The organism is Janthinobacterium agaricidamnosum (assembly GCF_003667705.1).
Classification (GTDB): domain Bacteria; phylum Pseudomonadota; class Gammaproteobacteria; order Burkholderiales; family Burkholderiaceae_D; genus Janthinobacterium.
The window spans coordinates 3,868,449-3,893,322 of sequence record NZ_CP033019.1 but is presented as its reverse complement, the minus strand read 5'-3'; the positions used below and the strand labels follow the sequence as shown (position 1 = coordinate 3,893,322).

25 protein-coding genes are annotated in these 24,874 nt (G+C 61.9%); 16 read left to right on the top strand and 9 right to left on the bottom strand.

The features are described 5' to 3' along the window. Positions 1 to 84: 84 nt before the first annotated feature. Together D9M09_RS17560 and D9M09_RS17555 are read right to left on the bottom strand one after the other, a co-directional pair. Complete coding sequence (locus D9M09_RS17560) at positions 85 to 1,065, bottom strand: EDSAP-1 family PEP-CTERM protein (protein ID WP_083287582.1); 981 nt, start codon at positions 1,063 to 1,065, stop codon at positions 85 to 87. Positions 1,066 to 1,253: 188 nt separating this feature from the next. Next, positions 1,254 to 2,486 (bottom strand): glycosyltransferase, encoded by a 1,233-nt coding sequence (locus D9M09_RS17555; protein ID WP_121670011.1) that lies wholly within the window; start codon positions 2,484 to 2,486, stop codon positions 1,254 to 1,256. A 137-nt stretch (positions 2,487 to 2,623) separates the two neighbouring features. On the opposite strand from D9M09_RS17555, the gene D9M09_RS29135 reads away from it, so the two are divergent. The 4 genes from D9M09_RS29135 (at position 2,624) to D9M09_RS17545 (ending at position 4,222) form a co-directional block, all read left to right on the top strand. After that, positions 2,624 to 2,797 carry a hypothetical protein gene (locus D9M09_RS29135; RefSeq protein WP_162995740.1) on the top strand — a complete coding sequence of 58 codons (174 nt, stop codon included), beginning with the start codon at positions 2,624 to 2,626 and terminating at the stop codon, positions 2,795 to 2,797. Positions 2,798 to 3,037: 240 nt separating this feature from the next. Further along, positions 3,038 to 3,175: a hypothetical protein gene (locus D9M09_RS29130; RefSeq protein WP_162995739.1), complete on the top strand. Its 138-nt coding sequence runs from the start codon at positions 3,038 to 3,040 to the stop codon at positions 3,173 to 3,175. A gap of 129 nt (positions 3,176 to 3,304) precedes the next feature. After that, entirely contained in the window at positions 3,305 to 3,673 is a 369-nt protein-coding gene (locus D9M09_RS17550; RefSeq protein ID WP_121670010.1) for a hypothetical protein, read from the top strand. A 90-nt stretch (positions 3,674 to 3,763) separates the two neighbouring features. Then, positions 3,764 to 4,222, top strand: coding sequence for an acyl-CoA thioesterase (locus D9M09_RS17545; RefSeq protein ID WP_034750191.1), 459 nt, complete (start codon positions 3,764 to 3,766; stop codon positions 4,220 to 4,222). An 89-nt stretch (positions 4,223 to 4,311) separates the two neighbouring features. Here D9M09_RS17545 and D9M09_RS17540 read toward each other — a convergent pair whose 3' ends face one another. The 3 genes from D9M09_RS17540 to D9M09_RS17530 all read right to left on the bottom strand — a co-directional run bounded on the left by D9M09_RS17540 (position 4,312) and on the right by D9M09_RS17530 (position 8,510). Beyond that, positions 4,312 to 5,718: a DEAD/DEAH box helicase gene (locus tag D9M09_RS17540; RefSeq protein WP_035820280.1), complete on the bottom strand. Its 1,407-nt coding sequence runs from the start codon at positions 5,716 to 5,718 to the stop codon at positions 4,312 to 4,314. A gap of 491 nt (positions 5,719 to 6,209) precedes the next feature. Next, complete coding sequence (gene fabI / locus D9M09_RS17535; protein ID WP_070223906.1) at positions 6,210 to 6,998, bottom strand: enoyl-ACP reductase FabI; 789 nt, start codon at positions 6,996 to 6,998, stop codon at positions 6,210 to 6,212. Between the two features lie 99 nt (positions 6,999 to 7,097). After that, the gene (locus tag D9M09_RS17530) at positions 7,098 to 8,510 is read right to left on the bottom strand and encodes a transglycosylase SLT domain-containing protein (protein WP_070288666.1); all 1,413 of its coding nucleotides are present in this window, start codon (positions 8,508 to 8,510) and stop codon (positions 7,098 to 7,100) included. Between the two features lie 328 nt (positions 8,511 to 8,838). On the opposite strand from D9M09_RS17530, the gene D9M09_RS17525 reads away from it, so the two are divergent. Beyond that, the gene (locus tag D9M09_RS17525) at positions 8,839 to 9,411 is read left to right on the top strand and encodes a DUF1415 domain-containing protein (protein ID WP_070311434.1); all 573 of its coding nucleotides are present in this window, start codon (positions 8,839 to 8,841) and stop codon (positions 9,409 to 9,411) included. Further along, positions 9,411 to 9,605, top strand: coding sequence for a DUF1289 domain-containing protein (locus tag D9M09_RS17520; protein ID WP_034749680.1), 195 nt, complete (start codon positions 9,411 to 9,413; stop codon positions 9,603 to 9,605). The genes D9M09_RS17525 and D9M09_RS17520 overlap by 1 nt, the downstream gene beginning before the upstream one ends. A gap of 104 nt (positions 9,606 to 9,709) precedes the next feature. Here D9M09_RS17520 and D9M09_RS17515 read toward each other — a convergent pair whose 3' ends face one another. Beyond that, positions 9,710 to 10,216: a DUF1993 domain-containing protein gene (locus D9M09_RS17515; RefSeq protein ID WP_034779265.1), complete on the bottom strand. Its 507-nt coding sequence runs from the start codon at positions 10,214 to 10,216 to the stop codon at positions 9,710 to 9,712. 261 nt (positions 10,217 to 10,477) lie between these two features. On the opposite strand from D9M09_RS17515, the gene D9M09_RS17510 reads away from it, so the two are divergent. Beyond that, a complete protein-coding gene (locus tag D9M09_RS17510; protein WP_070223898.1) occupies positions 10,478 to 13,603 on the top strand; it encodes a bifunctional diguanylate cyclase/phosphodiesterase in 3,126 nt (1,041 codons plus the stop codon). Positions 13,604 to 13,613: 10 nt separating this feature from the next. Continuing rightward, the gene (locus tag D9M09_RS17505) at positions 13,614 to 15,887 is read left to right on the top strand and encodes a xanthine dehydrogenase family protein molybdopterin-binding subunit (RefSeq protein WP_205602264.1); all 2,274 of its coding nucleotides are present in this window, start codon (positions 13,614 to 13,616) and stop codon (positions 15,885 to 15,887) included. 6 nt (positions 15,888 to 15,893) lie between these two features. On the opposite strand, the gene D9M09_RS17500 is transcribed toward D9M09_RS17505, so the two are convergent. Next, positions 15,894 to 16,322: a thioredoxin family protein gene (locus D9M09_RS17500; protein ID WP_070288662.1), complete on the bottom strand. Its 429-nt coding sequence runs from the start codon at positions 16,320 to 16,322 to the stop codon at positions 15,894 to 15,896. A 277-nt stretch (positions 16,323 to 16,599) separates the two neighbouring features. On the opposite strand from D9M09_RS17500, the gene D9M09_RS17495 reads away from it, so the two are divergent. Then, a complete protein-coding gene (locus tag D9M09_RS17495; RefSeq protein ID WP_092714677.1) occupies positions 16,600 to 17,517 on the top strand; it encodes a 23S rRNA (adenine(2030)-N(6))-methyltransferase RlmJ in 918 nt (305 codons plus the stop codon). 65 nt (positions 17,518 to 17,582) lie between these two features. Here D9M09_RS17495 and D9M09_RS17490 read toward each other — a convergent pair whose 3' ends face one another. Together D9M09_RS17490 and D9M09_RS17485 are read right to left on the bottom strand one after the other, a co-directional pair. Then, on the bottom strand, positions 17,583 to 18,332 hold the full coding sequence (locus D9M09_RS17490; protein WP_121670009.1) for an SAM-dependent methyltransferase: 750 nt from the start codon (positions 18,330 to 18,332) through the stop codon (positions 17,583 to 17,585). A 91-nt stretch (positions 18,333 to 18,423) separates the two neighbouring features. Continuing rightward, positions 18,424 to 19,032: a Maf-like protein gene (locus D9M09_RS17485; protein WP_070224171.1), complete on the bottom strand. Its 609-nt coding sequence runs from the start codon at positions 19,030 to 19,032 to the stop codon at positions 18,424 to 18,426. A 223-nt stretch (positions 19,033 to 19,255) separates the two neighbouring features. On the opposite strand from D9M09_RS17485, the gene D9M09_RS17480 reads away from it, so the two are divergent. The 7 genes from D9M09_RS17480 to acpP all read left to right on the top strand — a co-directional run bounded on the left by D9M09_RS17480 (position 19,256) and on the right by acpP (position 24,851). Further along, entirely contained in the window at positions 19,256 to 19,753 is a 498-nt protein-coding gene (locus D9M09_RS17480; protein WP_121670008.1) for a YceD family protein, read from the top strand. Positions 19,754 to 20,086: 333 nt separating this feature from the next. Then, the gene (gene rpmF / locus D9M09_RS17475; RefSeq protein ID WP_034749653.1) at positions 20,087 to 20,269 is read left to right on the top strand and encodes a 50S ribosomal protein L32; all 183 of its coding nucleotides are present in this window, start codon (positions 20,087 to 20,089) and stop codon (positions 20,267 to 20,269) included. A 210-nt stretch (positions 20,270 to 20,479) separates the two neighbouring features. Beyond that, the gene (gene plsX, locus D9M09_RS17470; RefSeq protein WP_099411193.1) at positions 20,480 to 21,547 is read left to right on the top strand and encodes a phosphate acyltransferase PlsX; all 1,068 of its coding nucleotides are present in this window, start codon (positions 20,480 to 20,482) and stop codon (positions 21,545 to 21,547) included. 15 nt (positions 21,548 to 21,562) lie between these two features. Further along, positions 21,563 to 22,561, top strand: a complete 999-nt coding sequence (locus tag D9M09_RS17465) for a beta-ketoacyl-ACP synthase III (protein ID WP_121670007.1) — start codon at positions 21,563 to 21,565, stop codon at positions 22,559 to 22,561. Between the two features lie 137 nt (positions 22,562 to 22,698). Further along, on the top strand, positions 22,699 to 23,640 hold the full coding sequence (gene fabD / locus D9M09_RS17460) for an ACP S-malonyltransferase (protein WP_099411195.1): 942 nt from the start codon (positions 22,699 to 22,701) through the stop codon (positions 23,638 to 23,640). Between the two features lie 49 nt (positions 23,641 to 23,689). After that, positions 23,690 to 24,433 (top strand): 3-oxoacyl-ACP reductase FabG, encoded by a 744-nt coding sequence (fabG, locus tag D9M09_RS17455; protein ID WP_070223877.1) that lies wholly within the window; start codon positions 23,690 to 23,692, stop codon positions 24,431 to 24,433. Between the two features lie 178 nt (positions 24,434 to 24,611). Then, a complete protein-coding gene (gene acpP, locus D9M09_RS17450; RefSeq protein WP_008449912.1) occupies positions 24,612 to 24,851 on the top strand; it encodes an acyl carrier protein in 240 nt (79 codons plus the stop codon). Positions 24,852 to 24,874: the final 23 nt, after the last annotated feature.

The following is a 24,874-nucleotide window of genomic DNA, read 5'->3' as shown; positions in this document are numbered from 1 at the left end:
CGCGTTGTAAGGAAAACCGACAGGCTTGCCACATAAAAAAAGGCGAGGAGACTCCCTCGCCTGTAAATCCCCCTGTTGCCTGGTTCAGGCGGCAACCTTGCGGCGGCGGGCATAGCCCAGGCCAGCCAGGCCCAGACCCAGCAGTGCCAGAGTGCCAGGTTCCGGCACCGCCTGTTTCACCAGGTCCACGCTTTCCACCGCATTCAAAGTCAAGGTGTAGTTGCCGGCCGTTAAAGCATTGCTGACGGAGCTGAAGTTGCTGCCGCAGCCCGTACCGACGCCTGTGCCCGTTGGCGTGCCGCAGCCGGAAGGGTCGTAGGTGAACAGGTTGCCGCGCGTCAGGAAATTGGTCGCCAGACTGGTGTTCAGGTTGGCGCCGTCGGCGTTTTCCGTGCCACCGAAGATGCCCGAGCCGATCACGCCATCGGGCGTCCAGTTGAACACCGTCAGGCCCGCCGCATCCGTGATGGTGAAGGTGACGACCAGGTTGGCCGTGGCCGTGGACAACTGGCCGACCGTGCTTTGCAGGAAGACCTGCATGAAGGGCGACGCCAGGAAGTCAAAGCTCAGCGTCGCCGTGGGCGAACCGACGACGAAATCGACGGAAAAACCCGTGGTCGAGCCATTGCGCCCGGAGGCATCGGCCGTACCGGCAGGGCCGCCCAGATGGGCTTCGGCCACGTTCACCACCTGGGTGGAGGTGGAGCCGGGCGGGAACGACGGGAACTGCGTGCTGACGATCTGCGCATCGCCGCGCGAATAGGTGCCAGTGGGGCCTTGCTGGGTGAAGTCGTTTTCGCCCTTGGTGACGGCACCGACGTTGGCGCGCGGCGCGTCGAGCGAACCGGCGCCGCCGTTGATGACGCTCACGCCGTTCAGGGTGGCCGTGCTGCGCGAAATCGTGGTGCTGTTGGCCACCGTGATCTGGCCCGTCGGCACGGCGATGACCAGGCCGAAGATGTTGTTGTAGGAATAGCCGTAGGCGCCCGCTTGTGCGCTACCGGCCGCGCACAGCATGGCCAGTGTCGCTGCCGCCGGGAGCAGTTTCAGTTTAGAAAGTTTCATGTCATTCACCTCGTGGTTGAGTGAGTCTGGAAGTCTTGCCTGAGTCCTGTCGGCAGGTGCTCATGGCCAGACTTAAGCGACTTCCATGCCAACGCATGAGGTTCTTTTGAAATCAATGACTTGGCGTGCTTTTGTTGACACAGTGCAGGTGTTGCCGGACGCGTTGTAAGAAAAACCGACGGCGCCCGTCAAGGCTGGCTACCACGGGGCGACGAGCCCAGCAGGGCGTGCAGATGGGGCAGCAAGCGTTGCCCTGGCACATAGTCGCGCATGGCCGTGGCCAGTTGACGCGCCGCCAGCCTGGCGCGGCCATCGTCGAGCATGCGGGTGGCGGCATGGCGCAGGGCGGTTTCCTGGAAACGGTCGGCGCGCAGCAGCAGGCCGGCGCCGGCGCCCGCGATGCCGTGCATGTTGAGGAATTGGTCGAGGTTGCCGGCGATGCCGATGACGGGTACGCCTGCCGTCAGCGCCTGCTGGCTGGTGGGGCTGCCGCCGTTGCAGATCACCAGGCTGGCGCGGCGGGCGGCCGCGTCGCCCGGCAGAAAGGGCGCGACATAGGCATTCGGCGGCACGGCATCGACGCGGATGGTGCCGGCCGTGGCCGCCAGCACGGTGACGGGCAGGGGCGCCAGCGCGCGCAGCACGCGCGGCAGCAATTGCCCCTGGCCCGAGCTGCCCAGCGTGACATAGACGATCGGCCGTCCGCTGCTCAGTTCCGGTCGCTGCCACCAGTCCGGCAAGTCGAGCGGCGGCGCCCAGATGATGGGGCCCAGGTAGTCGTGCGTGGGTGGCATGCCATGCGGCGGGAACAGCTGGGGAATATCGGCGTACAAGGTGCGGTCGGCATCCGTATAGATGCGCCGCAGGTCGCTGCCCAGCGATGGCAGGCCATGGCGTCGGCGCACGCGGTTCAGGGGGACGGCATGCGAGGCGAAGGCCAGCGGGCGGATCAGGCGGAACAGGGGATCGGCCAGCCAGATGGGCAGCACGCCCGTCAGGGGCAGGCTGGGCACCGTGTAATGCTGGCGCACCCAGGGACTCCAGTAGGCGTTGCTGACGGTAATGTAGGGAATGTGCTGCAGGCGCGCGCTGACGGACAGCGACAGGCGAAAGTCGCCGATCACGAGATCGGGCTGGGCGGCATTGAGCAGGCGCAAGTCATCTTCCACGTACGCATGCAAGGTGCTTTCCGTATAGACGGGCTTGCCGTGGGCCAGCGCCTGCAGAAATTGCAATGATGAAATGCTGTCGATGCGCCAGCGGCGGAAGTGGGCTTGCCTGAAACAAAAGTCATACCCATCGGCGCAGGCAAAGTGCACTTCGTACGCTTCCTCGTCCAGGCCCTGGGCCAGGCTCAGTGGGCGGCCAACATGGGCCAGGGTCACTGCCTCGGCCATAAAGAGGATTTTCTTGCGCGCCATAGGGTCGCTTGCACTCGTGCTGTAGGGGATGCCTGTCAAGTTGGAGTGGCGCCACGCCGTTTAGTTCCCCTGCAGCGTGCCACTGGCGGGCGCCAGGATTTGGCCGCATCGGCTAGAGTGGGGCAAAGGAGGCCACCATGCAGCCACAATTCCATTTTTCCCCGCTGCGTGCACACAGCACGCCCGAACCCGATATGCCGCCACCGCCGGAAGGCGATCCCCTCACGCCGCCGCCGGAACAGCCGCCGCACATCGACCCCGTGCCGGTCGAGGAGCCAACGCCGCCGCCACCGCCCGTGAAAATGCATTGAGCGGTTTTCGTGCCATGGCGCCGCGCCAAGGCCTGCGGTGGGCAGGCGCGCGCCGTGTTTATTTCCAGTCAGAAATGGAAGGCGCGGGCCTCGCCGGAGGTACGCCATTTAAACAACAAAAATGCCCACAAATGTTGCCGAGTGGATACAAATCAAGCCCCAACTGTCGAGTGTCATGCGGCCGTCACGATTCTGTTCTTATAATGAGACATCATAAAAATTCTTGTACAGGAGACCATCGTGGGCAATTCCTTGCATAACAAAATCTACCTGGGCCGGCGGCCTGTGATCACCAGCAAACACCTCGTGGCGCTGGCCCTGGCGGGTGCCGTTGCTGGTTGCGGCCTCGCATGGCTGCTGCTGCGCAGCTACAAATAACGCTCATCACACGCGTGTTTCCGCCGCCTGGCCGCCTGGCCGGCGGCGGTAGATGCACGTTGCCTGTTGCCGATGCGCAGCGGGGCGCGTACCATGGGGGCCGAACACCTGGCCTTTTATGGAAAAGTAATGAAGAACGAGAAATTAACAACCGATGAATATGACGCGCTGGAGCAAGTTGCACGCGGCATCAAGACCGAGCGCCCCAGTGCTTGCGTTGCCCGCAATGCCAAGCGCCTGTCGGGCCTGAAGCTGCTCAGCTATGCACGCGATGGCCGTCTGTCCATCACCGATAAGGCGCAGCAACTGCTGTTCCTGCGCCGCTGCATCATGGGGCTGCGCGCCGTCGCCGCCGATCCGCTGACCAAGCTGGACACGGAAGTGGCATACTTTCTGGGCAAGAAAGCCCACATCGTGGCGCGCGCCGAAGGCGAGGGCCACGACATTTCCGACAAGGGCCGCGAATCGCTGGCCGACATCGACAACCTGGGACTGTAACAGCCTGTCCCGGCAACCGGCCCCAGTGGCCGGTTTTCACATCCCCCTCATTTTTTCATTTTCCCCTTGGAGAACACTTTGGACAGCGCGATGAACTGGTCGGCCCACGAACTGACGATGACGGTCCTGATGACGCCCGATATGGCCAACTTTTCCGGTAACGTGCATGGCGGCACCATCCTGAAATACCTCGACAGCGTCGCCTACGCCTGCGCCAGCCGCTATTCGGGCAGCTATGTGGTGACCCTGTCCGTGGACCAGGTGATGTTCCTGCAGCCTATCCACGTGGGTGAGCTGGTGACGTTCCTCGCCTCGATCAATTACACGGGCACGACGTCGATGGAAGTGGGTATCCGCGTGGTGACGGAAAACATCCAGCAGCGCCTGGTGCGCCACGCCAACAGCTGCTATTTCACGATGGTGGCCGTGGACGCCAACCGCAAGCCGGTGGCCGTGCCGCCACTGGTGCTCGAGACGCCGGAGCAGCATGCGCGCTTCGAGCAAGCCAAGCTGCGCAAGCTGTCGCGCCAGAAGGTGTCGAAGAAGTAAAGGCAATCGGCATAAAAAAACGGCCGCCAGAGCAATCTGGTGGCCGTTTTTTTTATTGCCTGCCGCCTGCTGGCGGCATGGCGCCGTGATTAACGGTCGCCGTAGCTGCGGCGTGCGCCGTCGGTGCTGCGCGGGTTGGAACCCTTGTAGCCGCCGCCGGTGCTCGGCGCGCCGTCCTTGCGTGGTGCGCCCGGCTTGCTGAACGTGCGTTGGCCTGGCTTCGCGCCGCCACGGTTGTCGCCTGGTTTCCAGCCGCCTGGACGGGCGCTCGAACGTGGCGCCGATGCCGTTTTCTTCGGCTCGAAACCTTCGATGACATTGACCGGGATCAATTGCTTGGTGAAGCGTTCGATGCGTTTGACGTTCATGCCTTCAGCGTGGTTCACCAGCGAGATGGCCAGGCCATTGCGGCCAGCGCGGCCGGTACGGCCGATGCGGTGGACGTAGTCTTCCGGGAACTTCGGCAGATCGTAGTTGAACACGTGGGTGATCGTCGGCACGTCGATGCCGCGGGCGGCAACGTCGGTGGCAACCAGCACTTTGACCTGGCCGCGGCGCATGCCGTCCAGGGTGCGGTTACGCGCGCCCTGATGCATGTCGCCGTGCAAGGCGGCAGCCGAGAAACCGGCGATGTTCAGGCGGTCGGCGATGGTGTCGGCGTCACGCTTGGTGGCGGTGAACACAACAGCCTGGTCCAGCGATTCGTCGCGCAGCAGGTGGTCCAGCAGGCGATTCTTGTGCGACAGATCGTCGACGAAGTGCACGCGCTGGGTGATGTTTTCATGCTTGTTGCTCGAGCTTGCCACCTGGATGACCAGCGGGTTTTTCGTGATGCGGCGGGCCATGTTGCCGACGACGCCGTCCAAGGTTGCCGAGAACAGCATGGTTTGACGGCCTTCCGGCGTCGCTTCCACGATTTTTTCGATGTCGTCGATGAAACCCATGTCCAGCATGCGGTCGGCTTCGTCCAGCACCAGGATTTCCAGTTGCGAGAAGTCGATCTTGCCCGAATCCATGTGGTCGATCAGACGGCCAGGGGTGGCGACCAGGATCTCAGGATTCTTGGCCAGCAATTGCATCTGTTTAGGGTAAGGCATGCCGCCCAGAATCGACACAGCCTTGATGCGGCGGATGCCGGTGCTGTACTTGTCTGTATTGGTGGTTACTTGCAGGGCCAGTTCGCGCGTTGGCGTCAGTACCAGCATTTTTGGCTGGGCAGCCTTGAAGCGTGGACGCTCGCCGCGGGCGCGCGATGCTTGCATTTCCTGGTTCGGCGTCTTGCCGGCGGCACTTTGTTCGGCGCTGGCCAGTTTGTGCAGCGACGGCAGCATGAAAGCTGCGGTCTTGCCCGAACCGGTCTGCGACGAGACCAGCAGGTCACGGCCTTCGATCGCGGCTGGAATCGCTTGCGACTGTACCGCGGTTGGCGCGGTGTAGCCCGATTCGGTCAGAGCGGCGATGATGGACGGATGCAGGCCTAAGGATTCAAATGTCATTCTTTTCTTTCGTAAAAATCAGCGTTCTTGCAAAAAGCAGAACGCAAAATAGCAACGCCAACCAAAACGAAATGACTCAACTAAAAAGAAATTTCGGCACAAAAGCTTTGCGCCGGGACGGTGTCAGGTGCGACACACAAGGCGGGAGGGCTTTATAAGCGGCATCCTGTGGATGCGCTAAGGCTTGCGAAGCTGCTAAGTTTGTAGTGCATGACTGCGGTGTTGCCATCGCTTCAAGGGAACATATTGCAGCGCACAACGACACTATACCGTATTTGCCGCCGTTTTGCACGGGCTAAATGGGAAGAAACGCAAGTCCTACCACGTTTTGAAGATGTTTCCTATCTGAAATCAGTAGGAATACGTAGATTTCGCCCGTTTAATGGAGCATGGCCACGATGTCGGCGGGCAGCGGCGCTGCCTGCCGTGCAGGCCGGGCTCCAGCTGATACATTCCCTTGGCATGCCGCCAGGTCGGCACACGTCACCGCATTACTCCACTTCGGGATTGACCGCCATCACTTGTGAAAAACCGCCATCGACGTAGGTGATCTCGCCCGTGATGCCCGACGCGAGGTCGGACAGCAGGAAGGCGGCCGTGTTGCCGACCTCTTCGATGGTGACGTTGCGGCGCAGCGGGGCGTGCTCGGCCACGAAGCCCAGCAGCTTGCTGAAATCCTTGATGCCGGAAGCGGCCAGGGTCTTGATGGGGCCGGCGGAGATGCCGTTGGCGCGGATGCCGCGCGGGCCCAGCGATTCGGCCAGGTAGCGCACGGACGCTTCCAGCGACGCCTTGGCCAGGCCCATGGTGTTGTAGTAGGGCACGGCGCGCACGGCGCCCAGGTAGGTCAGGGTCAGGACCGACGCGCCCGGATGCAGCAGGGGCAGGGCGGCCTTGGCCATGGCGGGAAAGCTGTAGGCGGAAATGTCGTGGGCGATGCGGAAGCTGTCGCGCGACAGGCCGTCGAGGAAGTCGCCCGCGATCGCCTCGCGCGGCGCGAAGCCGATGGCGTGCACGAGGCCGTCCAATTGATCCCAGTGGCGTGCCAGGTCGCGGAAGACGGCGGCGATCTGTTCATCGCTGGACACGTCGCAGTCGAACACCAGTTCGCTGCCGAATTCCGCCGCAAATTCCGTGATGCGCTCCTTGAAGCGCTCGCCCACATACGTGAAGGCGAGGGTGGCGCCTTCGCGGTGGCAAGCCTTGGCGATGCCATAGGCGATGGAGCGGTTCGACAGCAAGCCCGTGATGAGGATTTTTTTGCCTTGCAAGAAAGCCATGACGACTCCTGTCTGGGGTGGTGGGTCGGGCGAATGTACAACCGGCCGCGACAGCAAAGCTGTGGCGGCCGGTGAAGTGCGTCAATACAACTCAGGCGATCAGTGACGCGCTTTTGCCCGACTGTTACCGCCGCCACGCTGGATGCGCGGCTTCACCAGCGAGATCGGTGCCGTTTGCGCCTTGCCGCCCTTGGCGACGCGGCGCAGCGCTTTGGCGGCCCGTTCAGGACGGTCCGCTTCCAGCAGCATGGTGGCGCTGTCGGCGATTTCCTGGGTGATGTCGCTGTTCATCGTGGCCGAGGTTTTCGGCACGAGGATGGTGGAACCGGCGCGCAGGCTGGTGCGCTGGGGAATATTGTTGGCCTGGCGCAGCACGTCGGCCGTGGTGCCGAATTTCGACGCCAGGGTTTCGATGCGTTCGCGCGCATTGGTGATCTTGTGCGTGGTCCAGCTCGACAAGGCATGGCCCCATTGCGCCAGGTTGGTGGTGAACTTGGCGGCGTTTTCCTGCGGCAACAGAATCTTGGTCTTTTCGCCGCCGATGATGACGGGGCGGTTAAATTGCGGATTCAAGGCCTTGAATTCATCCATCGACAGTTCGGCCAGCTGGGCGGCGACGGTGATGTCGATGTCGCTGGTCTTGTCGATGGCCGTGAAATACGGCTGGTTGTCGACCACGGGCAGGGTCAGGCCGAACTGGGCCGGATTGGCGATGATGTTTTTGACCGCTTGCAGTTTCGGCACGTAGTTGCGCGTTTCGGCCGGCATCAGGTCGGCCAGGCTTTCGAAATCGGTCGGCTTGCCCAGTGCCTGATTTTTCTTGATGGCGCGCTGCACCGAACCTTCGCCCCAGTTGTAGGCAGCCAGGGCCAGTTGCCAGTCGCCAAACATGTCATACAGGCGCTGCAGGTACGTCAGGGCCGCATCGGTCGAGGCCAGCACGCCGCGGCGCTCGTCCTTGAACATGTTTTGCTTGAGGTTGAAATCGCGCCCCGTGGCGGGCACGAATTGCCACATGCCGGCCGCATTGGCACTGGAGAATGCCTGCGGGTTGAAGGCGGATTCGATGAACGGCAGCAAGGCCAGTTCCGTCGGCATGCCGCGCTTTTCCAGTTCCTGCACCACGTGGAAGATGTAGCGCGAGGCGCGTGCCGTGGTGCGGGCGATGTAGTCGGGGCGGGTGGCGTACCAGTTGACGTGATTCGCCACCAGCTGGTTGTTGATGTCGGGAATCGCATAGCCGCTGCGGATGCGGCCCCAGACGTCGGCTTCGCGCAGCGGATCGGAATTGTCGCTGAGGTTTTTCAGCAGACGGTCGGTCTTTTGCAGGCGGTTGTCGAGGGTGGGGAGTTTCGCCGTGACCTGGGCGGTCATCGGGATCAGGGCTGGTGCGGCGGCGGCGACTGGCGCGTTATCGCTCTCAACACCGGCTTCGTACGCCTGGCTGAGGGCGGGCGCAAGCGCCAGGGCCAACGCCGCCAGGACGGTAGATTTAAAGGAGTTTTCGTGCATAGTGTTCCATTGTTGTCGTCGGAGAAACATCGGACAGACCCATGATCAAGTTGCGAGTGTACGTATATCCACATGCCGGAGTCAAGAATTATGTCAGCATGATGACAGCACATAGGCGTCAATAGCGATGTTTCCAGTCGCTAATAATGCAATTATTACAAATTTAATTTGCCAGATGTGCGATTCGGCCGCTGTTATAGCATACATGGCGACGAGGCTGGCGCAAGCTTGGCGCCCGTCCGGTATGAGACTGCGCAAAGAGTGCGTACAATTTGGCTTTGGCCGGCCATTCGGCTGCCGGCCGCCTTATTGATAGAGAGTCAAGTATATGAACACCCCGCCGCGCCACGACGACGACAACGCCGTCATCATCGCCAATACCGTTGCCTGGCTGGAAAAGGCCGTGATCGGCCTGAACCTGTGCCCGTTCGCCAAGGCCGTGCACGTCAAGAAGCAGATCCGCTATGTGGTATGCGAGTCGGAGAACCCGGAAGATTTGCTGGCGATGCTGATGGACGAGCTGCAAACCCTGGCCGACACGGACCCGGAACAGATCGACACGACCTTGCTGATCCACCCGTACACCCTGAACGATTTCCTCGACTACAACGAGTTCCTCGATGTGGCCGACGCGGCCGTGGAAGACATGCACCTGGCCGGCGAACTGCAAGTGGCCAGTTTCCACCCGCACTACCAGTTTGCCGAGACGTTCGAGGACGACATCAGCAACTACACCAACCGCTCGCCGTACCCGACCCTGCACCTGCTGCGCGAAGACAGCATCGAGCGCGCCGTCGAGGCCTTCCCGGAAGCGTCGGAAATCTTCGACAAGAATATCGCCACCCTGGAAGCGCTGGGCGTCGAAGGCTGGGAAAAGCTCGGCTTGCCGAAGGTATCCTGATGGCTGACAAGGAATTGCCGCCGCGTCCAGACACGCCTTGCGTGGCCGTGTGCTCGACGACGTTCGATGAAATCTGCCGCGGCTGCGGCCGCACCGTGGTGGAAGTGGCCCACTGGGTGTCGATGACGGACGAGGAGAAGGAAGTGGTGTGGGTGCGTATCCTGGCGCAGGGGTATCCGCGCCGGAATACTTAGCTAACCCAAAGGCAACTGCTGGGGTCAGACCCCCTCACATGCCGGCGATGACTTTTGTGTGAGCGGCATTGAGGGTCTGACCCCGGTACTGTTGACGCTAACGATCAATAACTACCGATAAAATCTTTCTTGCCGACTTCGATGCCATTGTGGCGCAGGATGTCGTACGCGGTCGTCGCGTGAAAGAAGAAGTGCGGCAGCGCATAGTGGAACAGATAGGTCTGGCCCGTGAAGTGCTTGGTCTTTTCGCCGCTGCCGGTGGTGATGGCGCGCGTTTCGCTGCCGTCGATGTCCGCTTGCGGCAGGCTTTCCAGGAAGGCGATGGTTTTCACGATGCGCGCTTTCAGCTCTGCAAAGCTCTGTTCGCTGTCTTCATACGGCGGCACGGCCACGCCGGCCAGACGCGCGCCGCAGCCCTTGGCGAAGTCGGTGGCGATCTGGATCTGGCGCACGAACGGCAGCATGTCCGGGAACAAGCGGAATTGCAGCAGGGCGTTCGGGTCGATTTTCTTGTCTTGCGCGTGCGTTTCCGCCTTGTCCAGGATGGCGGCCAGGCTGCCCAGGATCTGTTTGAAGACGGGGATCGAAGCGGAGTAGATGGAGAAGGTCATGGTGGTTCCTCTAGGTAAAGTGGCGCGATGATAGCAAGCCGCGCGCTTTTTTGCTGGCGCCGCCCGGGCGCGCCGGCCCACGTGTGGTTTTTCAAGCCTGTCTATATAGCATGACCTGGATGCTGACACGTGTTTATTGGTGACTTTTCCCGCTTTTTCCATGCATAATTGCTTTTGAAAAAGTTTCTTCCCGCCTTGTCACCTGAATTCCCCTGTAAAGTTCGATGATCGCCCGCCTGATCCCTGTTGCCCTGTTGCCGCATGTTTAATTCACCTTACCAGCGCCTGCGCGCCAGCCTGCGCGTGCTGTACGGCTCATCGATCTATGGCGCCCTGCTGCTGGTGGTGTTCGGCGGCCTGGTCGTGCCCGCCATTTTCGGCAGCTATGTGCTGGTCGGCGTGCATGAGCGCCAGTCGGCGCGCACCAGCCTGAACGAAGCCTTGCAGCGCAATGCCGACATCCTGGCGCTGGGCATGCAGGAGTCGCTGTGGAACATGAATGCGGAATCGGCCCATTCGCTGGTCGAATCGGTGATGCGCGACCGCGCCGTGCTGCTGGTGAAGGTGCTGGGGCAGGGCGACACGGAATTCATCCGTCTGCAGGCGCCGCAGCGGCCCGTGGGCAATCTGTACCGCGCCGAACGCGACATCCTCGTGCGCGGCGAACGCATCGGCCATATCGTCGTCGAGATGGACGACGCGCGCAGCCAGCAGGAGCTGCGCGAAAAGCAGATGTCCTATATTTTCGTGCTGGGCGCCCAGCTGGCCGTGTCGATGGCGCTGATCGTGCTGTTCCTGAACCGCCGCCTGCTCAAACCCCTGCGCCGCCTGACGCGCTTTTCCGACCGCCTGTCGCACGGCGATTTCGACACGCCGCTGACGTCGCACAGCAATGATGAACTGGGTCGCCTGACGGCCCAGCTCGAGCAAATGCGCGCGGCCATCGGCCAGCTGTTCGAGGATGTGGGTCAGCGCGAAGAGCGTTTCCGCACCATCGTCACGCAGGTGCCGGGTGCCGTTTTCCGCTACCGGCCCGATGGGCCCATCGATTTCGTCAGCGACGCCATCGAAGAGATCGCCGGCTATTCGGCGCACCAGTTCATGCGCGGCACCACGCATGCCTGGGCCGACCTGATCTGTCCGGAAGACCGGCGCGAGCACCGCCGCGCCGTGCGCCAGGCCGTGGCCGACGAACGGCCGTATGCGCTCGAATACCGCATCATCGACGCTTTCGGCATCGAGCGCTGGGTGGCCGAGAATGGCCAGCCGCAGGCGGGCGAGCAGGGCGTCATCTGGATCGACGGCATCATTGCCGACATCAGCCAGCGCAAGCACCACGAGATGCGCATCGAGGCGCTGCTCACGGAGCAGAGCGCGATCCTCGACAACGTGATGTTCGGCGTGATGTTCGTGCGCCACCGCCGCATCATTTCCGTCAACCGCCGCTGCGAGGAACTGTTCGGCTACGGCCATGCCGAGATGACGGGCAGTTCCACCGCCATCGTGTTCATGACCTCATATGACTTCGAGGAGGCGGGCGAGCGCCAGTATCCGGCAATGGCCGCGGGCGGCGATTTCAGCGAGGAGCGCCAGTACAAGCGCCGCGACGGCAGCCTGTTCTGGGCGCTGGTCAGCGGTTGCGCGCTCGATCCCCTGCGCCCCAACGAGGGCAGCATCTGGGTGTATGCCGATATCACGGCGCGCAAGGAAGCCGAGGAAAAGCTGCGTTTGTCGGCCACCGTGCTCGAACATATCGCCGACGGCGTGATGGTGGTCGATGCGGGCGGCATCATCGTCACCGTCAATCCCGCCTTCACGCAGATCACCGGCTATACCGAAGCCGAAGCGGTGGGCCAGCATTCCTCGCTGACACGCTCGGCGCGCCACGACTCTGCGTTCTACCAGGCCATGTGGGACGAATTGAAGGCCAGCGGTTTCTGGCGCGGCGAGATCTGGCACCAGCGCAAGAACGGCGAGCTGTATCTGGAGTGGCTGACGATCAGCGCCGTGCGCGACGCGCGCGCCGGCACCACGCATTACGTGGGCGTGTTCAGCGATATCACGCTGGTCAAGGAGTCGCAGGAAAAGCTCGACCACATGGCCCACCACGATCCGCTGACGGCGCTGCCGAACCGCCTGCTGTTCCACGACCGCCTGCAGCACGCGCTGCTGCGCGCCGCGCGCGACCAGGAGCAGCTGGCCGTGCTGTTCATCGACCTGGACCGCTTCAAGAACGTCAACGACACCTTGGGCCATCACGTGGGCGACGAATTGCTGCAGAAGGTGGCCGGCCAGCTGGCGGCCCGCCTGCGCGAAGGCGACACCCTGGCGCGCCTGGGCGGCGACGAGTTCATCGTGCTGCTCGAGGGTATCGACGGCGAGTACGGCGCGACGCAGGTGGCGGAAAAGCTGATGACCATGTTCGACCAGCCGTTCACGGTGGCCGACCACGAACTGTTCGTCACCTGCAGCGTGGGCATCAGCCTGTATCCGGACGATGCGCTGGACTTGAACATGCTGATACGTAATGCCGACGTGGCCATGTACCAGGCCAAGGCGCGTGGGCGCAACGGCTACCGCTTCTATGCGCCGTCGATGACGGGCGAGGGCGTCGAGCGCCTGCGTCTGGAAACCTTTTTGCGCCGTTCGCTGGAAAAGCACGAGATGTTCCTCAATTACCAGCCGCAGGTGGAAATCGACACGGGCCGCCTGGTCGGCGTCGAGGCGCTGGTGCGCTGGAACCACCCGGAACTGGGCTTGGTGCCGCCCGCGCGTTTCATCCCGCTGGCCGAAGACAGCGGTTTCATCAACCAGTTGGGAAAATGGGTGCTCGACGAAGCGTGCCGCCAGATGATGCGCTGGCAGGCGCAAGGCTTGCATGTGCCGAAGATGGCCGTCAACCTGTCCGTCAAGCAGTTCGAACGGGGCAGCATCGCCGGCATGGTGGCCGCCATCTTGCAGGAAACGGGTCTCGAGCCGCAGCGGCTGCAGCTGGAAGTGACGGAGTCCGTCATCATGAACACGGGCGACGCCCTCGGTTTCATCAATGACTTGCACGCCATCGGCGTGGGCCTGGCCATCGACGATTTCGGCACCGGCTATTCCTCGCTCGCGTATCTGAAACAGCTGCCCGTGCAGACCTTGAAGATCGACCGCTCCTTCATCAAGGATATCTCGACGGACGTCAATGACGAAGCGATTGCGATTGCCATCATCCAGCTGGGCAAGAGCATGCAATTGTCCGTGATCGCCGAAGGCGTGGAGACGGAAGAGCAGGCCGCCTTCCTGCTGCGCCATGGCTGCAAGCTGGCGCAAGGTTATTTTTATAGCCGTCCGGTGCTGGCACAGGATATGCTGGAGCGCTGGATCGATCACTCACTACTATAAAGGACAGCCCATGGCCGCACAATCCTCCCCGTCGCGCCGTCGTTTCCTGCTCGGCGGCCTTGGCCTCGGCGTGGCCGGCGTGGGCGCCCTGGTACTGGGATGGGGCGTGCTGCCGCCGCGCCAGCGCCTGCATGGCAGTTCGCCGCTGCCGCTCCAGGATGGCGCCGTGGCCTTGAACGGCTGGCTGGCGATTCAATCGGACGGCACGGTGCTGCTGGCCATGCCGCGCAGCGAGATGGGGCAGGGCGTGCACACGGCCTTGCCCATGCTGGTGGCCGAGGAACTCGACGTGCCGCTGGCCAGCGTCAAGCTGATCCAGGCGCCCATGGATAAAATCTTCGGCAACGTTGCCATGCTCAAGGATAGCCTGCCGTTCCATCCCGATGACCAGGGCCGCGTCAAAGCGCTGGCGCAGTGGACGGTGGCCAAGGCGGCGCGCGAACTGGGCGTGATCGTCACTGGCGGCTCGTCGAGCGTGAAGGATGGCTGGGGTCCGATGCGCGAGGCGGGGGCGTCCGCGCGCGCCATGCTGCTGCAAGCCGCCGCCGCATTGTGGCAGGTGCCTGCCGCGCAATGCCGCACGGAAAATGGCGACGTGCTCCACCCCGATGGCCGGCGCGCCAGCTACGCCAGCCTGGCGCAGCGCGCCGCCGCCATCGATCCGGGCACGCCCGTGCTGAAACTGCCCAAGGATTTCAAACTGATCGGCCAGCCGGCGCCGCGCCGCGACACGCCGTCCAAAGTCAACGGCAGCGCGCGTTTCGGCATCGATGCGCGTCCGCCCGGCATGCTGTACGCGGCCCTGCATGTGCCGCCGCGCCTGGGCGATACCTTGTCCGCGTTCGATGCGGCGCCCATCCTGGCCATGCCCGGCGTAAAGAAAGTGCTGGACCTGACGCCGCAGCTGGCCCAGCGCAGCGTCTCGTGTGCCGCCGTGGTGGCCGATACCTGGTGGCACGCCAGACAGGCGGCCGCCGCCTTGCCGACGCAGTGGAAGGCGGGCCCGCAGGCGAACTTGTCCAGCGCCGGCGTGTATGCGGAATTTGCCCGCCTGCTGGACAGCGAAGCCGGTTACGCCTACCACGCCAGCGGCGAGGTGGAAAGTAAAGCCGTGCAAGGCTTGCGCAGCGTCAAGGCCGAATACCGCGCGCCGTTCCTCGCGCACGCCGCCATGGAACCCGTCAACTGCACCGCGCAGGTGAAAAATGGCAAGGTGATGCTGTGGGTGTCGACGCAGGCGCCCGGCATCGCCGTCGACGTGGCGGCGAAAGTGGCCGGCGTCGATGCGCAGGATGTCAGCATCGAAGTGCTGTTGCTCGGCGGCGGTTTCGGCCGCCGCCTGGAAGTGGACATGGTGGCGCAAGCCGTGGCCATCGCGCTGCAGTGCGATGGCGCGCCCGTGCAGCTGGTGTGGACGCGCGAACAGGACACCAAGCACGATATGTACCGTCCCGCCGCGCTGGCCCGCTTTGCGGCCCGGCTCGACGAGCATGGCCGCATCGCTTCCTGGGACAATAAATCCGTCAGCGGCTCCATCACGCACCAGTACCTGCAGCGCAATTTCGGCCTGCCCGGCGCGGGGCCGGACAAGACCACGGCGGAAGGCGAATTCGACATGCCGTATGAAATCGCCAACCAGCGCATCGCCCACGTGATCGCCGACAGTGCCGTGCCGGTCGGCTACTGGCGCTCCGTCGGGCATTCGCATAATGCATTCTTCAAGGAAAGCTTTATCGACGAACTGGCGCATGCGGCGGGGCAGGACGGCATCGCCTTCCGCCGCGCCATGCTGACGCAGCATCCGCGCCACCTGGCCGTGCTCGATGCAGCCGTCGCCAGGGCGGGCAGTGCTCCGCCCGGCCATGCGCATGGCGTTGCCCTGCACCAGTCGTTCGGCAGCATCGTCGCGCAAGTGGCGCAAGTGTCCGTGGAAAACGGCGAGATCCGCGTGCAGCGCGTCGTGTGCGCCATCGATTGCGGCATCGCCGTCAATCCGAACATCATCGCCCAGCAGATGGAGTCAGCCGTGCTGTTCGGCCTGTCGGCGGCGCTGGGCGGCGAGATCACGTTCCAGGAAGGGAAGGTCGAGCAAGGCAACTTCCACGACTATCCCGTGCTGCGCATGGGGCAAACGCCCGAGGTGGAAACCATCATCATCGCCAGCGCCGAGCATCCGGAAGGCGTGGGCGAACCGGGTACGCCGCCGATCGCGCCGGCCGTGGCCAACGCCGTGTTCAGTCTGACGGGCAAACGCCTGCGCAGCTTGCCGCTGCGCCTGGCTTGATGCGGATCAGGCCAGCGTGGTAGCCAGTAAATGGCGCAGATTGCAGTCGCGCTGCCAGTCGCGCCGTTCCTGCGTGCTGGTGGCCAGCGCCGCCAGTTCCTCGGCGCTGAGCGCCTGCTGCGCCTGCACCATGCGGTGCGCCAGGCCGCCGTCGGGCAGCACGGTGCCGAAGAAGGCCACGTTATCTTCGTGCTGGATCAGCAGGGTGGGGAAGTTGTCGATGTCGAGGTCGCCCACCACGTCGGCCTGGTCTTCGATGTCGATCCAGACGAAGACGGTGTCCGGATGGCGCGCGGCCAGTTCCTCGAACGTGGCGCGGTAGCTGCCGCAAGTGCCGCACCACAGCGCGCACAGGCAGGCCACCGTCCAGCGCGGGCCGGCCAGGGCTGCCGCGACGTCGGCGCGGTTATCGGTCGTGAGGGTCAGGCTGTGCATGGCTGTATATATTAGTAGGCTGATGGGCGCGGGGCGCCCGATGCGCGTATTCTACCGCGCCCGGCCCCCGCGGTCCCGAGAATGCATGAGCTTGTTTATGGGTGTTTTTTGATGCAATACACCTTTCTGGTGGATAATGCTGATAATTGCGCGCTGATTACGCTGGTCCATGCTGTTTCCTGGCCCCGCAGCCTGACCCCCTCCAGTCTGTTTTCATGCCCTGCCCGGTGTCAGCGCTCCCGCCTTTGTTTATTTTTATTATGGAATTAGCCAGCTTATGTTGAGTTACCGCCACGCCTTTCACGCGGGTAATCACGCCGATGTGTTGAAACATTATGTGCAGATTCAGTTATTGCAATACCTGAATCAAAAAGATACCGCCTATAGTTATATCGATACCCATTCCGGCGCGGGCGTGTATGCGCTCGACGGCGGTTATGCCTCGAAAAATGCCGAGTACGAAACGGGCATCGCTCCCCTGTGGGACCGTACGGACTGGCCGGCCTCGCTGGCCGAGTACATGAAGCTGATCAAGGAAATGAATCCGAGCGGCAAGATGCGCTACTACCCGGGTTCGCCGTACTGCGCCGACAAGGTCAGCCGCGAGCAAGACCGTCTGCGCCTGTTCGAACTGCATCCTGCCGATGCCAAGATTCTGGCTGACAACTTCCGCAAGGTCGAGGCGCATGCGCTGGCCCAGGGCGAGCGTCCGACCGTGCGCGGCAAGCGCGTGCTCATCACCAAGGCGGACGGTTTCCAGAGCCTGAAAGCCCTGCTGCCGCCGCCATCGCGCCGCGCGCTGGTGCTGATCGACCCGCCATACGAAGACAAGATGGATTACCGCAAGGTCAAAGATACCTTGGCCGACGCCCTCGTGCGCTTCCCGTCCGGCATGTATGCCGTCTGGTACCCGGTGCTGCAGCGCATGGAATCGCGCCAGTTCGCCGACAAGCTCAAGCAATTGCCCAGCTCGGACTGGCTGCACGTGACCCTGACCGTCAACACGCCGTCGCCGGACGGCTTCGGCTTGCACAGCAGCGGCATGTTCATTTTGAATCCGCCATACACGCTGGAGCCGATGCTGCGTGAAGTCATGCCTTACCTGGTCAAGGTGCTGGGCCGCGACGATGGCGCCAAGTTCGTATTGGAAACGGGCAAGGGTGGACAGAAAAATACGGGAACAAGAAGAGTGTAATCCTACTTGTCTTGGTAGGGCTGCAATAAAAAACGCCACGGGTAATTGCCCGTGGCGTTTGTCGTTTACTGCCCCAGCAGCAAGAACACGGTCGGTTTCTTGTGGAAGTCCGGCGCCTTGCCGGCGGCCAATTGTTTCTTCCACTGTCCGCCATTCCACGTCTGCACGTTTTCCGAGTCCAGGCTCAGGTCGGTGGCGACGCAGATCAGGGTTGACGGCGCGCATTGCGCCACGAGGGCTTCGAGCATGGCGGCGTTGCGGTATGGCGTTTCGATGAACAGCTGAGTTTGCTTTTCATTGCGCGAACGGCTTTCCAGTTCCTTGATGCGCTTGGCGCGCAGGGCCGCGTCCGTGGGCAGGTAGCCGTTGAAGGCGAAGCTCTGGCCGTTCAAGCCGCTGGCCATCACGGCCAGCAGGATCGACGACGGGCCCACCAGCGGACGCACTTTAATGCCGTGCTGATGCGCCAGGCGTACCAGGTCGGCGCCGGGGTCGGCCACGGCGGGCACGCCCGCTTCCGACACGAGGCCCGCATCGCGTCCCGCCAGCAGCGGTGCCAGCAAGCCGGCCAGCGCTTGCGCCGGGGTATTGACGTTGAGTTCGGAAATCGTGATTTCCTGCAGCGGCTTGGCCAGCGGATGCTGGTTGCCGATCAGTTTCAGGAAGGCGCGCGCCGTCTTGGCGTTTTCCGCAACGAAATAGTCGAGCTGCGAGGTGATCTGCCGCACCTGCTCGGGAATGATGCTTGCCAGCGGGTCGATGGCGCCATCGGACAGGCCGAGGTGGTTGGGGATCAGGTACAGGGTGCCGGTCATGGATTTTAGTCAGTCATGTTAGTACCCCAACGTCAAACTGCCGGGGTCAGACCCGTCGGGTCTGACCCCAGATGTTGCCGTTAGGGGTATTTTAAATTTTAAAAAACGCCACGCCCGCCTTGCGCAGCATGCCGGTGAGGGCGATCAGCGGCAAGCCGGTGAGGGCGGTCGGGTCGGTGCTGTCGATGCGTTCGAGCAGGGCGATGCCCAGGCCTTCGTTCTTGGCGCTGCCGGCGCAGTCGTACGGCTGCTCGATGCGCAGGTAGGCGTCCAGTTCCGCGTCGGGCAAGTCGCGCACGGTGACGAGGGTCTGGATATCTTCCACCTGCGCCACGGCCGGCGTGTGGCGCCCGTCGAGCAGGCACAGGGCCGTGTGGAACACGGTCTGGCGCCCGCGCATGGTTTGCAGTTGGCGCAGGGCATAGTCATGGTTGCCGGGCTTGCCGATCTGCGCGCCGTCCAGGGTGGCGACCTGGTCGGAGCCAATGACGAGACTGCCAGGATAGCGGTCGAGCACGGCCTGCGCCTTGGCCTGCGCCAGGCGCAAGGCCGTGGCGCTGGGGCTTTCGCCTGGCAGGGGGCTTTCGTCGAGATCGGGAACGGCCACCTCGAAAGGCAGGCGCAGGCGTTGCAGCAATTCCTTGCGGTAGGTCGAGCTCGATGCAAGAATCAAGCGCAATGGGGCGGAAGTTGGTATCATTCGGTAGTGGATGGCGGCCGGCATGGCCGCGCAGGTCGATGTCAGTGGGATTTCACGCAAATTCCAGGGCGCAGAGCCCATAACTGAGGCTCCATGCGGCATGACGGTGTTGATGAAGTTGTCATGTTGATGGCAATGATTGCGTCAAAAAAGATGCTTAGCCTTTGACTCCGTGCTAAAAACCCTGTTATTATCGCAGGTTTTCCGGGGAAATTTTCTACCAATGAATGCTTTTGTGATCGACGCCTTTGATTTTTGTCGTATCAGCGGGAGCCGCGAGGGTGTAACTCCTGTCGCTGAAATGACCCGGTTGACCAAGGATTGTGCAGATAATTCCGGCGAGATCGCCTGGAAGATCGTCGGCGGCACCAGCAAGCTGGGCTACCCACAACTGACCTTGTCGGTCAACGGCACCGTTCAGCTGGTTTGCCAGCGCTGCCTGACTCCGTATGCTTACGCAATTGATTCGACGACCACTCTGATGCTGGGCAAGGATGACGAGCACGCGGACGAGATCGAAGAAATCATCAACGATGAATCGATCGACGTGATCGTCGGCAGCCGCAGCATGGATGCCGCGGCCCTGATCGAAGATGAAGCCTTGCTGGCCCTGCCGCAGGTACCCAAACACGACGTCTGCCCCGATACGGCGCAGCTCGATGCTCTCAAGTCTGAAAAGAAGTCGCCGTTTGCGGCACTGAAAGACTTGAAGCCAGAATAAGTTAAGAGAATAAGTTAAGTAGTAGTGGTAGTTTGTAGGGGGCCTCAAAAACCGTAGCGAGCGGCCCGATATCGCTGAGTAGCGCAAGCGTACGGAAGTACTGAGCGCCGCCGAGGCGATAGCGGGAAGCGCAGCAGGTTTTTGATGCTTCCAGTAAAGAACGTGTCAAACGCGTGTAGTAATCGAGTATGGCAAGTGTAGTGAAATGTAATTGTAATAAACGATGTCGGTCCGGGCTATTTTCGGGTAGTCTTTGCCGCTGGGATACTCGATTCGCATGTATTTGCCAATCGATTGTGCTAAAATTTTAGAACTTATGTATTAGGAGTCATCATGGCAGTTCAACAGAACAAGAAAACCCCTTCCAAGCGCGGCATGCACCGTTCGCACGACTTCCTGGTCGCGCCGCAATTGAGCGTCGAGCCAGTTACCGGCGAAACACACATGCGTCACCATATCAGCCCTAACGGCTTCTATCGTGGCCGTAAAGTGTTGAAGACCAAAAACGACGAGTAATCGACGTTTTTGTTGGGTAAGATGAAAGCGGTGTTGCGTGGTTATTCGGCGTGGCGCCGCTTCTTCTTTTTTATCGGCTGCAATTCATCTTGCACACCCGTCATTTTGAATCACGCTGTCCAGGCCTGTGCATGACATGCTGCGCCCTGCATATGCTCCAGTCCGATTCACATCTTGCCGCACGCCCGCAGCGGTATTGAATCAACACAAATGACAATCAAAATTTCTATCGACTGCATGGGCGGAGATCACGGTCCCTCAGTCACTATCCCCGCAGCAATTTCCTTCGTAAAACATGAGCCTGAAGCCGAACTGATCCTTGTTGGATTGGAAGACGTGATTCGTGCCGAACTGAAGAAACATAAAGCCGACACGCATCCGCGCCTGTCGGTATTGCATGCCTCCGAACAAGTTACCATGGACGATCCCCTGGAAGTGGCCCTGCGCCGCAAGAAGGACTCCTCCATGCGCGTGGCCATCGAACAGGTCAAGAGCGGCGCGGCGCAAGCCTCCGTTTCCGCCGGTAATACGGCAGCCTTGATGGCCGTGTCGCGCTACGTATTGAAAACCATGTCCGGCGTCGACCGCCCGGCCATCTGCAGCATCTTGCCGAATCAAAAGAACGGCCCGACCTACATGCTGGACCTGGGCGCCAACGTCGATTGCGAACCGCATCACTTGCACCAGTTCGCCATCATGGGCTCCGTGCTCGTGTCCGCCATGGAGGGTATCGAACGTCCCACGATCGGCTTGCTGAACGTGGGCACGGAAGATATCAAGGGCAATGAAGTGGTGAAACTCACCTCGAAGCTGCTGCAGGCCGACCACGAGCGTGGCGCGCTGAACTTCTACGGCAACGTGGAAGGCAACGATATCTTCAAAGGCACGACCGATATCGTCGTCTGCGACGGTTTCGTCGGCAACGTGACCCTGAAAGCCATCGAAGGCCTGGCGCGCTTCATGAAAGACGTGCTCACTTCCGAATTCAAGCGCAATCCGATTACCATGCTGGGCGCGCTGATCGCCCGCGGGGCCCTGAAAGCCATCGGCAACCGCTTGAATCCATCGCGTTACAACGGCGCCAGCCTGCTGGGCCTGCGTGGCCTCGTCTTCAAGAGCCATGGCAGCGCCGATGCCTATTCCTTCGAATGGGCCTTGCGCCGCGCCTTTGATGCGGCAAAAAATGACGTGCAAGCGCACTTGGCCAGCATGATCGCCGAGTTGATGCCGCGCACGCCAGTTCCGGATGAACCTACATCAACAAGCTCTACCATTTAGTGGACGGGTACTTGCATGACTGTTTTTAGCAAAACTTACAGCAAAATTATCGGTACCGGCAGCTACCTGCCGGAGAAGCGCGTCACCAACCAGGACTTGACCGAACAGCTGGCCGCCAAGGGCATCGAGACGTCGGATGAATGGATCGTCTCGCGCAGCGGCATCTCGGCGCGCCATTACGCGGCGCCAACGCAAAACTCCTCGGACCTGGGCGTGGAAGCGGCCAAAAAGGCCCTGGAGATGGCTGGCCTGAACGGCAACGACCTCGACCTGATCATCGTCGCCAGCTCGACCCCCGACTTCTTCGGCAGCTTCCCCAGCACCGCCTGCATTGTGCAAAACAAGCTGGGCATCACGAACAATTGCGCCGCCGTCGACGTGCAAGCTGTCTGCAGCGGTTTCGTGTATGCGGTGGCCACGGCCGACAGTTTTATTCAATCGGGCATGCATAAAAACGTGCTGGTGATCGGCGCCGAAGTGTTTTCGCGCATCCTCAATTTCGATGACCGCGGCACCTGCGTGCTGTTCGGCGACGGCGCCGGCGCCATCGTCATGACGGCGTCGAAAGACCCCGGCATTCTGGCCACCAAGCTGCACGCGGACGGCCGCCACTCGAACATCCTCAGCGTGCCGGGCAGCCTGGCTGGCGGCGCGCTGGACGGCAGCGCCTTCCTGTACATGGATGGCCCCGCCGTCTTCAAGCTGGCCGTGTCCGTGCTGGAAAAGGTCGCGCACGAAGCCCTCGAACACGCCAACATGACGTCGGACCAGATCGACTGGCTGATCCCGCACCAGGCAAATATCCGCATCATGAACAGCACGGCGAAGAAACTCGGCTTGCCACTGGCAAAGATGGTTGTCACCGTCGACCAGCACGGCAATACCTCGGCCGCCTCGATCCCGCTGGCGCTCGACATCGCCGTGCGCGACGGCCGGGTCAAGAAGGGCGACAACGTCATGATGGAAGGCGTGGGCGGCGGCTTTACCTGGGGCGCCGTGCTGGCAAGGATGTGATAGCCGAAGGCTGACTTTTGGGTCCGACCCGTCGGGGGAATACATTCCAATGGAATGCATTCCGATCCCGCAGGGACGTACCCCAGCAGTTGCCTTTGGGTCTCTGATTCTCTAAATAGTAAAAAAACGGAGTCGACATGACACAATTTGCATTTGTTTTCCCAGGCCAAGGCTCGCAAGCGATTGCGATGCTCGACGGTTTCGCCGGCAACCCTGTGGTTGCGCAAACGGTCGCCGAAGCGTCGGACGCCCTGCAATTCGACCTGGGCAAGCTGATCGCCGAAGGTCCGAAGGAAGAGCTGGACCTGACCACCAATACGCAACCGGTGATGCTGACGGCGGCCGTCGCCTTTTATCGCGCCTGGCTGGCAGCGGGCGGCCCCGTGCCGACGGTCGTGGCCGGTCACAGCCTCGGTGAATACTCGGCGCTGGTCGCCGCCGGCGTGATCTCGTTCAAGGATGCCGTGCCGCTCGTGCGTTTCCGCGCGCAAGCCATGCAGGAAGCCGTACCGGTAGGGCAGGGCACGATGGCTGTCGTGCTGGGCCTGTCGGACGACGACGTGCGCGCCGCCTGTGCGGAAGCGGCGGCGGAAAACCCGACCCTGGTGGTCGAACCCGTCAATTTCAATGCGCCTGCGCAAGTGGTCATCGCCGGTCACACGGCGGCCGTCGAACGTGCCTGCGAACTGGCCAAGGCCAAGGGCGCCAAGCGCGCCATGAAGCTGCCCGTCTCCGCGCCATTCCACTCGTCGCTGCTGAAACCGGCATCGGACCGCCTGCGCGAGTACATGGCCGGCCTGACGTTCGCCGCGCCGCAGATCGCCCTGATCAACAACGTCGACGTGGCCATCGTCAACGACGTCGCCGGCATCAAGGATGCGCTCGTGCGCCAGGCAGCCAGTCCCGTGCGCTGGGTGGAAACCATGCAAAAAGTGGCGGCAGACGGCATCACGCAAGTGATCGAATGCGGTCCGGGCAAGGTCCTGATGGGCCTGGCCAAGCGCATCGATCCCGTGCTGGTGGGCGACGCCATCGTCGATCAGGCTTCGCTGGAACGCATTTTGACGCAGCTCAAATAAACATCAGATCGCGGCAGCCTGCCTGCCGCGCTTGCTTTTAAGGATACTCATGAATTTAGCAAATCAAGTCGTGCTGGTCACGGGCGCCTCGCGCGGCATCGGCCGCGCCATTGCCACCGAACTGGGCAAACAGGGTGCTACCGTGGTTGGCACCGCCACCTCGGAAAGCGGTGCGCAAGCGATCACCGATTACCTGGCCGCCGAAGGCGTCACGGGCAAGGGCCTGGTCCTGAACGTGACCGATGCGGCGCGCTGCGCAGCCGTCGTCGATGAAGTGCAGAAAGCCTACGGCAGCCTGTCGATCCTCGTCAACAATGCGGGCATTACGCAAGACCAGCTGGCCATGCGCATGAAGGATGAAGAGTGGGACAGCGTGATTTCCACGAACCTGTCGGCCGTCGGCCGCCTGTCGCGCGCCGTACTGCGCGGGATGATGAAAGCCAAAACTGGGCGTATCATTAATATCACGTCGGTGGTGGCTTCGTCGGGCAATCCGGGGCAAATGAATTACGCGGCGGCCAAGGCCGGCGTGGAAGGCATGAGCCGCGCCCTGGCGCGCGAAATCGGCAGCCGCAACATTACCGTGAACTGCATCGCCCCTGGCTTCATCGATACCGACATGACCAAGGCCCTGAGCGAAGAGCAGCACGCGGCCCTGTTGACGCAAATTCCCCTGTCCCGCCTGGGTAAACCGGAAGACGTGGCGGCGGCGGTGGCCTTTTTGGCCTCGCCGCAAGCGGCCTACATCACGGGCACCACCCTGCACGTGAACGGCGGTATGTACATGAATTGATGTGAAAGCTAGACGGGGCGGGCGTTTGTGGCATCATTCAATGGCCGTTTTTGTCTATAATCGCATCTTTTAGCAGCAGCTTCGGTCGAATTAGCAGCAGACACCGAAATTAGTATTCGGACGCGCAAACCTGATAAAATGCGCGCACTTTCCGTAACACACACTTTGGAGCCATAACATGTCGGATATCGAACAACGCGTTAAGAAAATCGTCGCTGAGCAACTGGGCGTTGCAGAAGCAGACATCAAAATCGAATCCTCCTTCGTCGACGACCTGGGCGCCGATTCCCTGGACACCGTGGAACTGGTCATGGCCCTGGAAGACGAATTCGAAATGGAAATCCCTGACGAACAAGCTGAAAAAATCACCACCGTGCAACAGGCGATCGACTACGCCACCGCACACGTCAAGGCCTAAGCCTGTCTGACCGACTTCAGGAG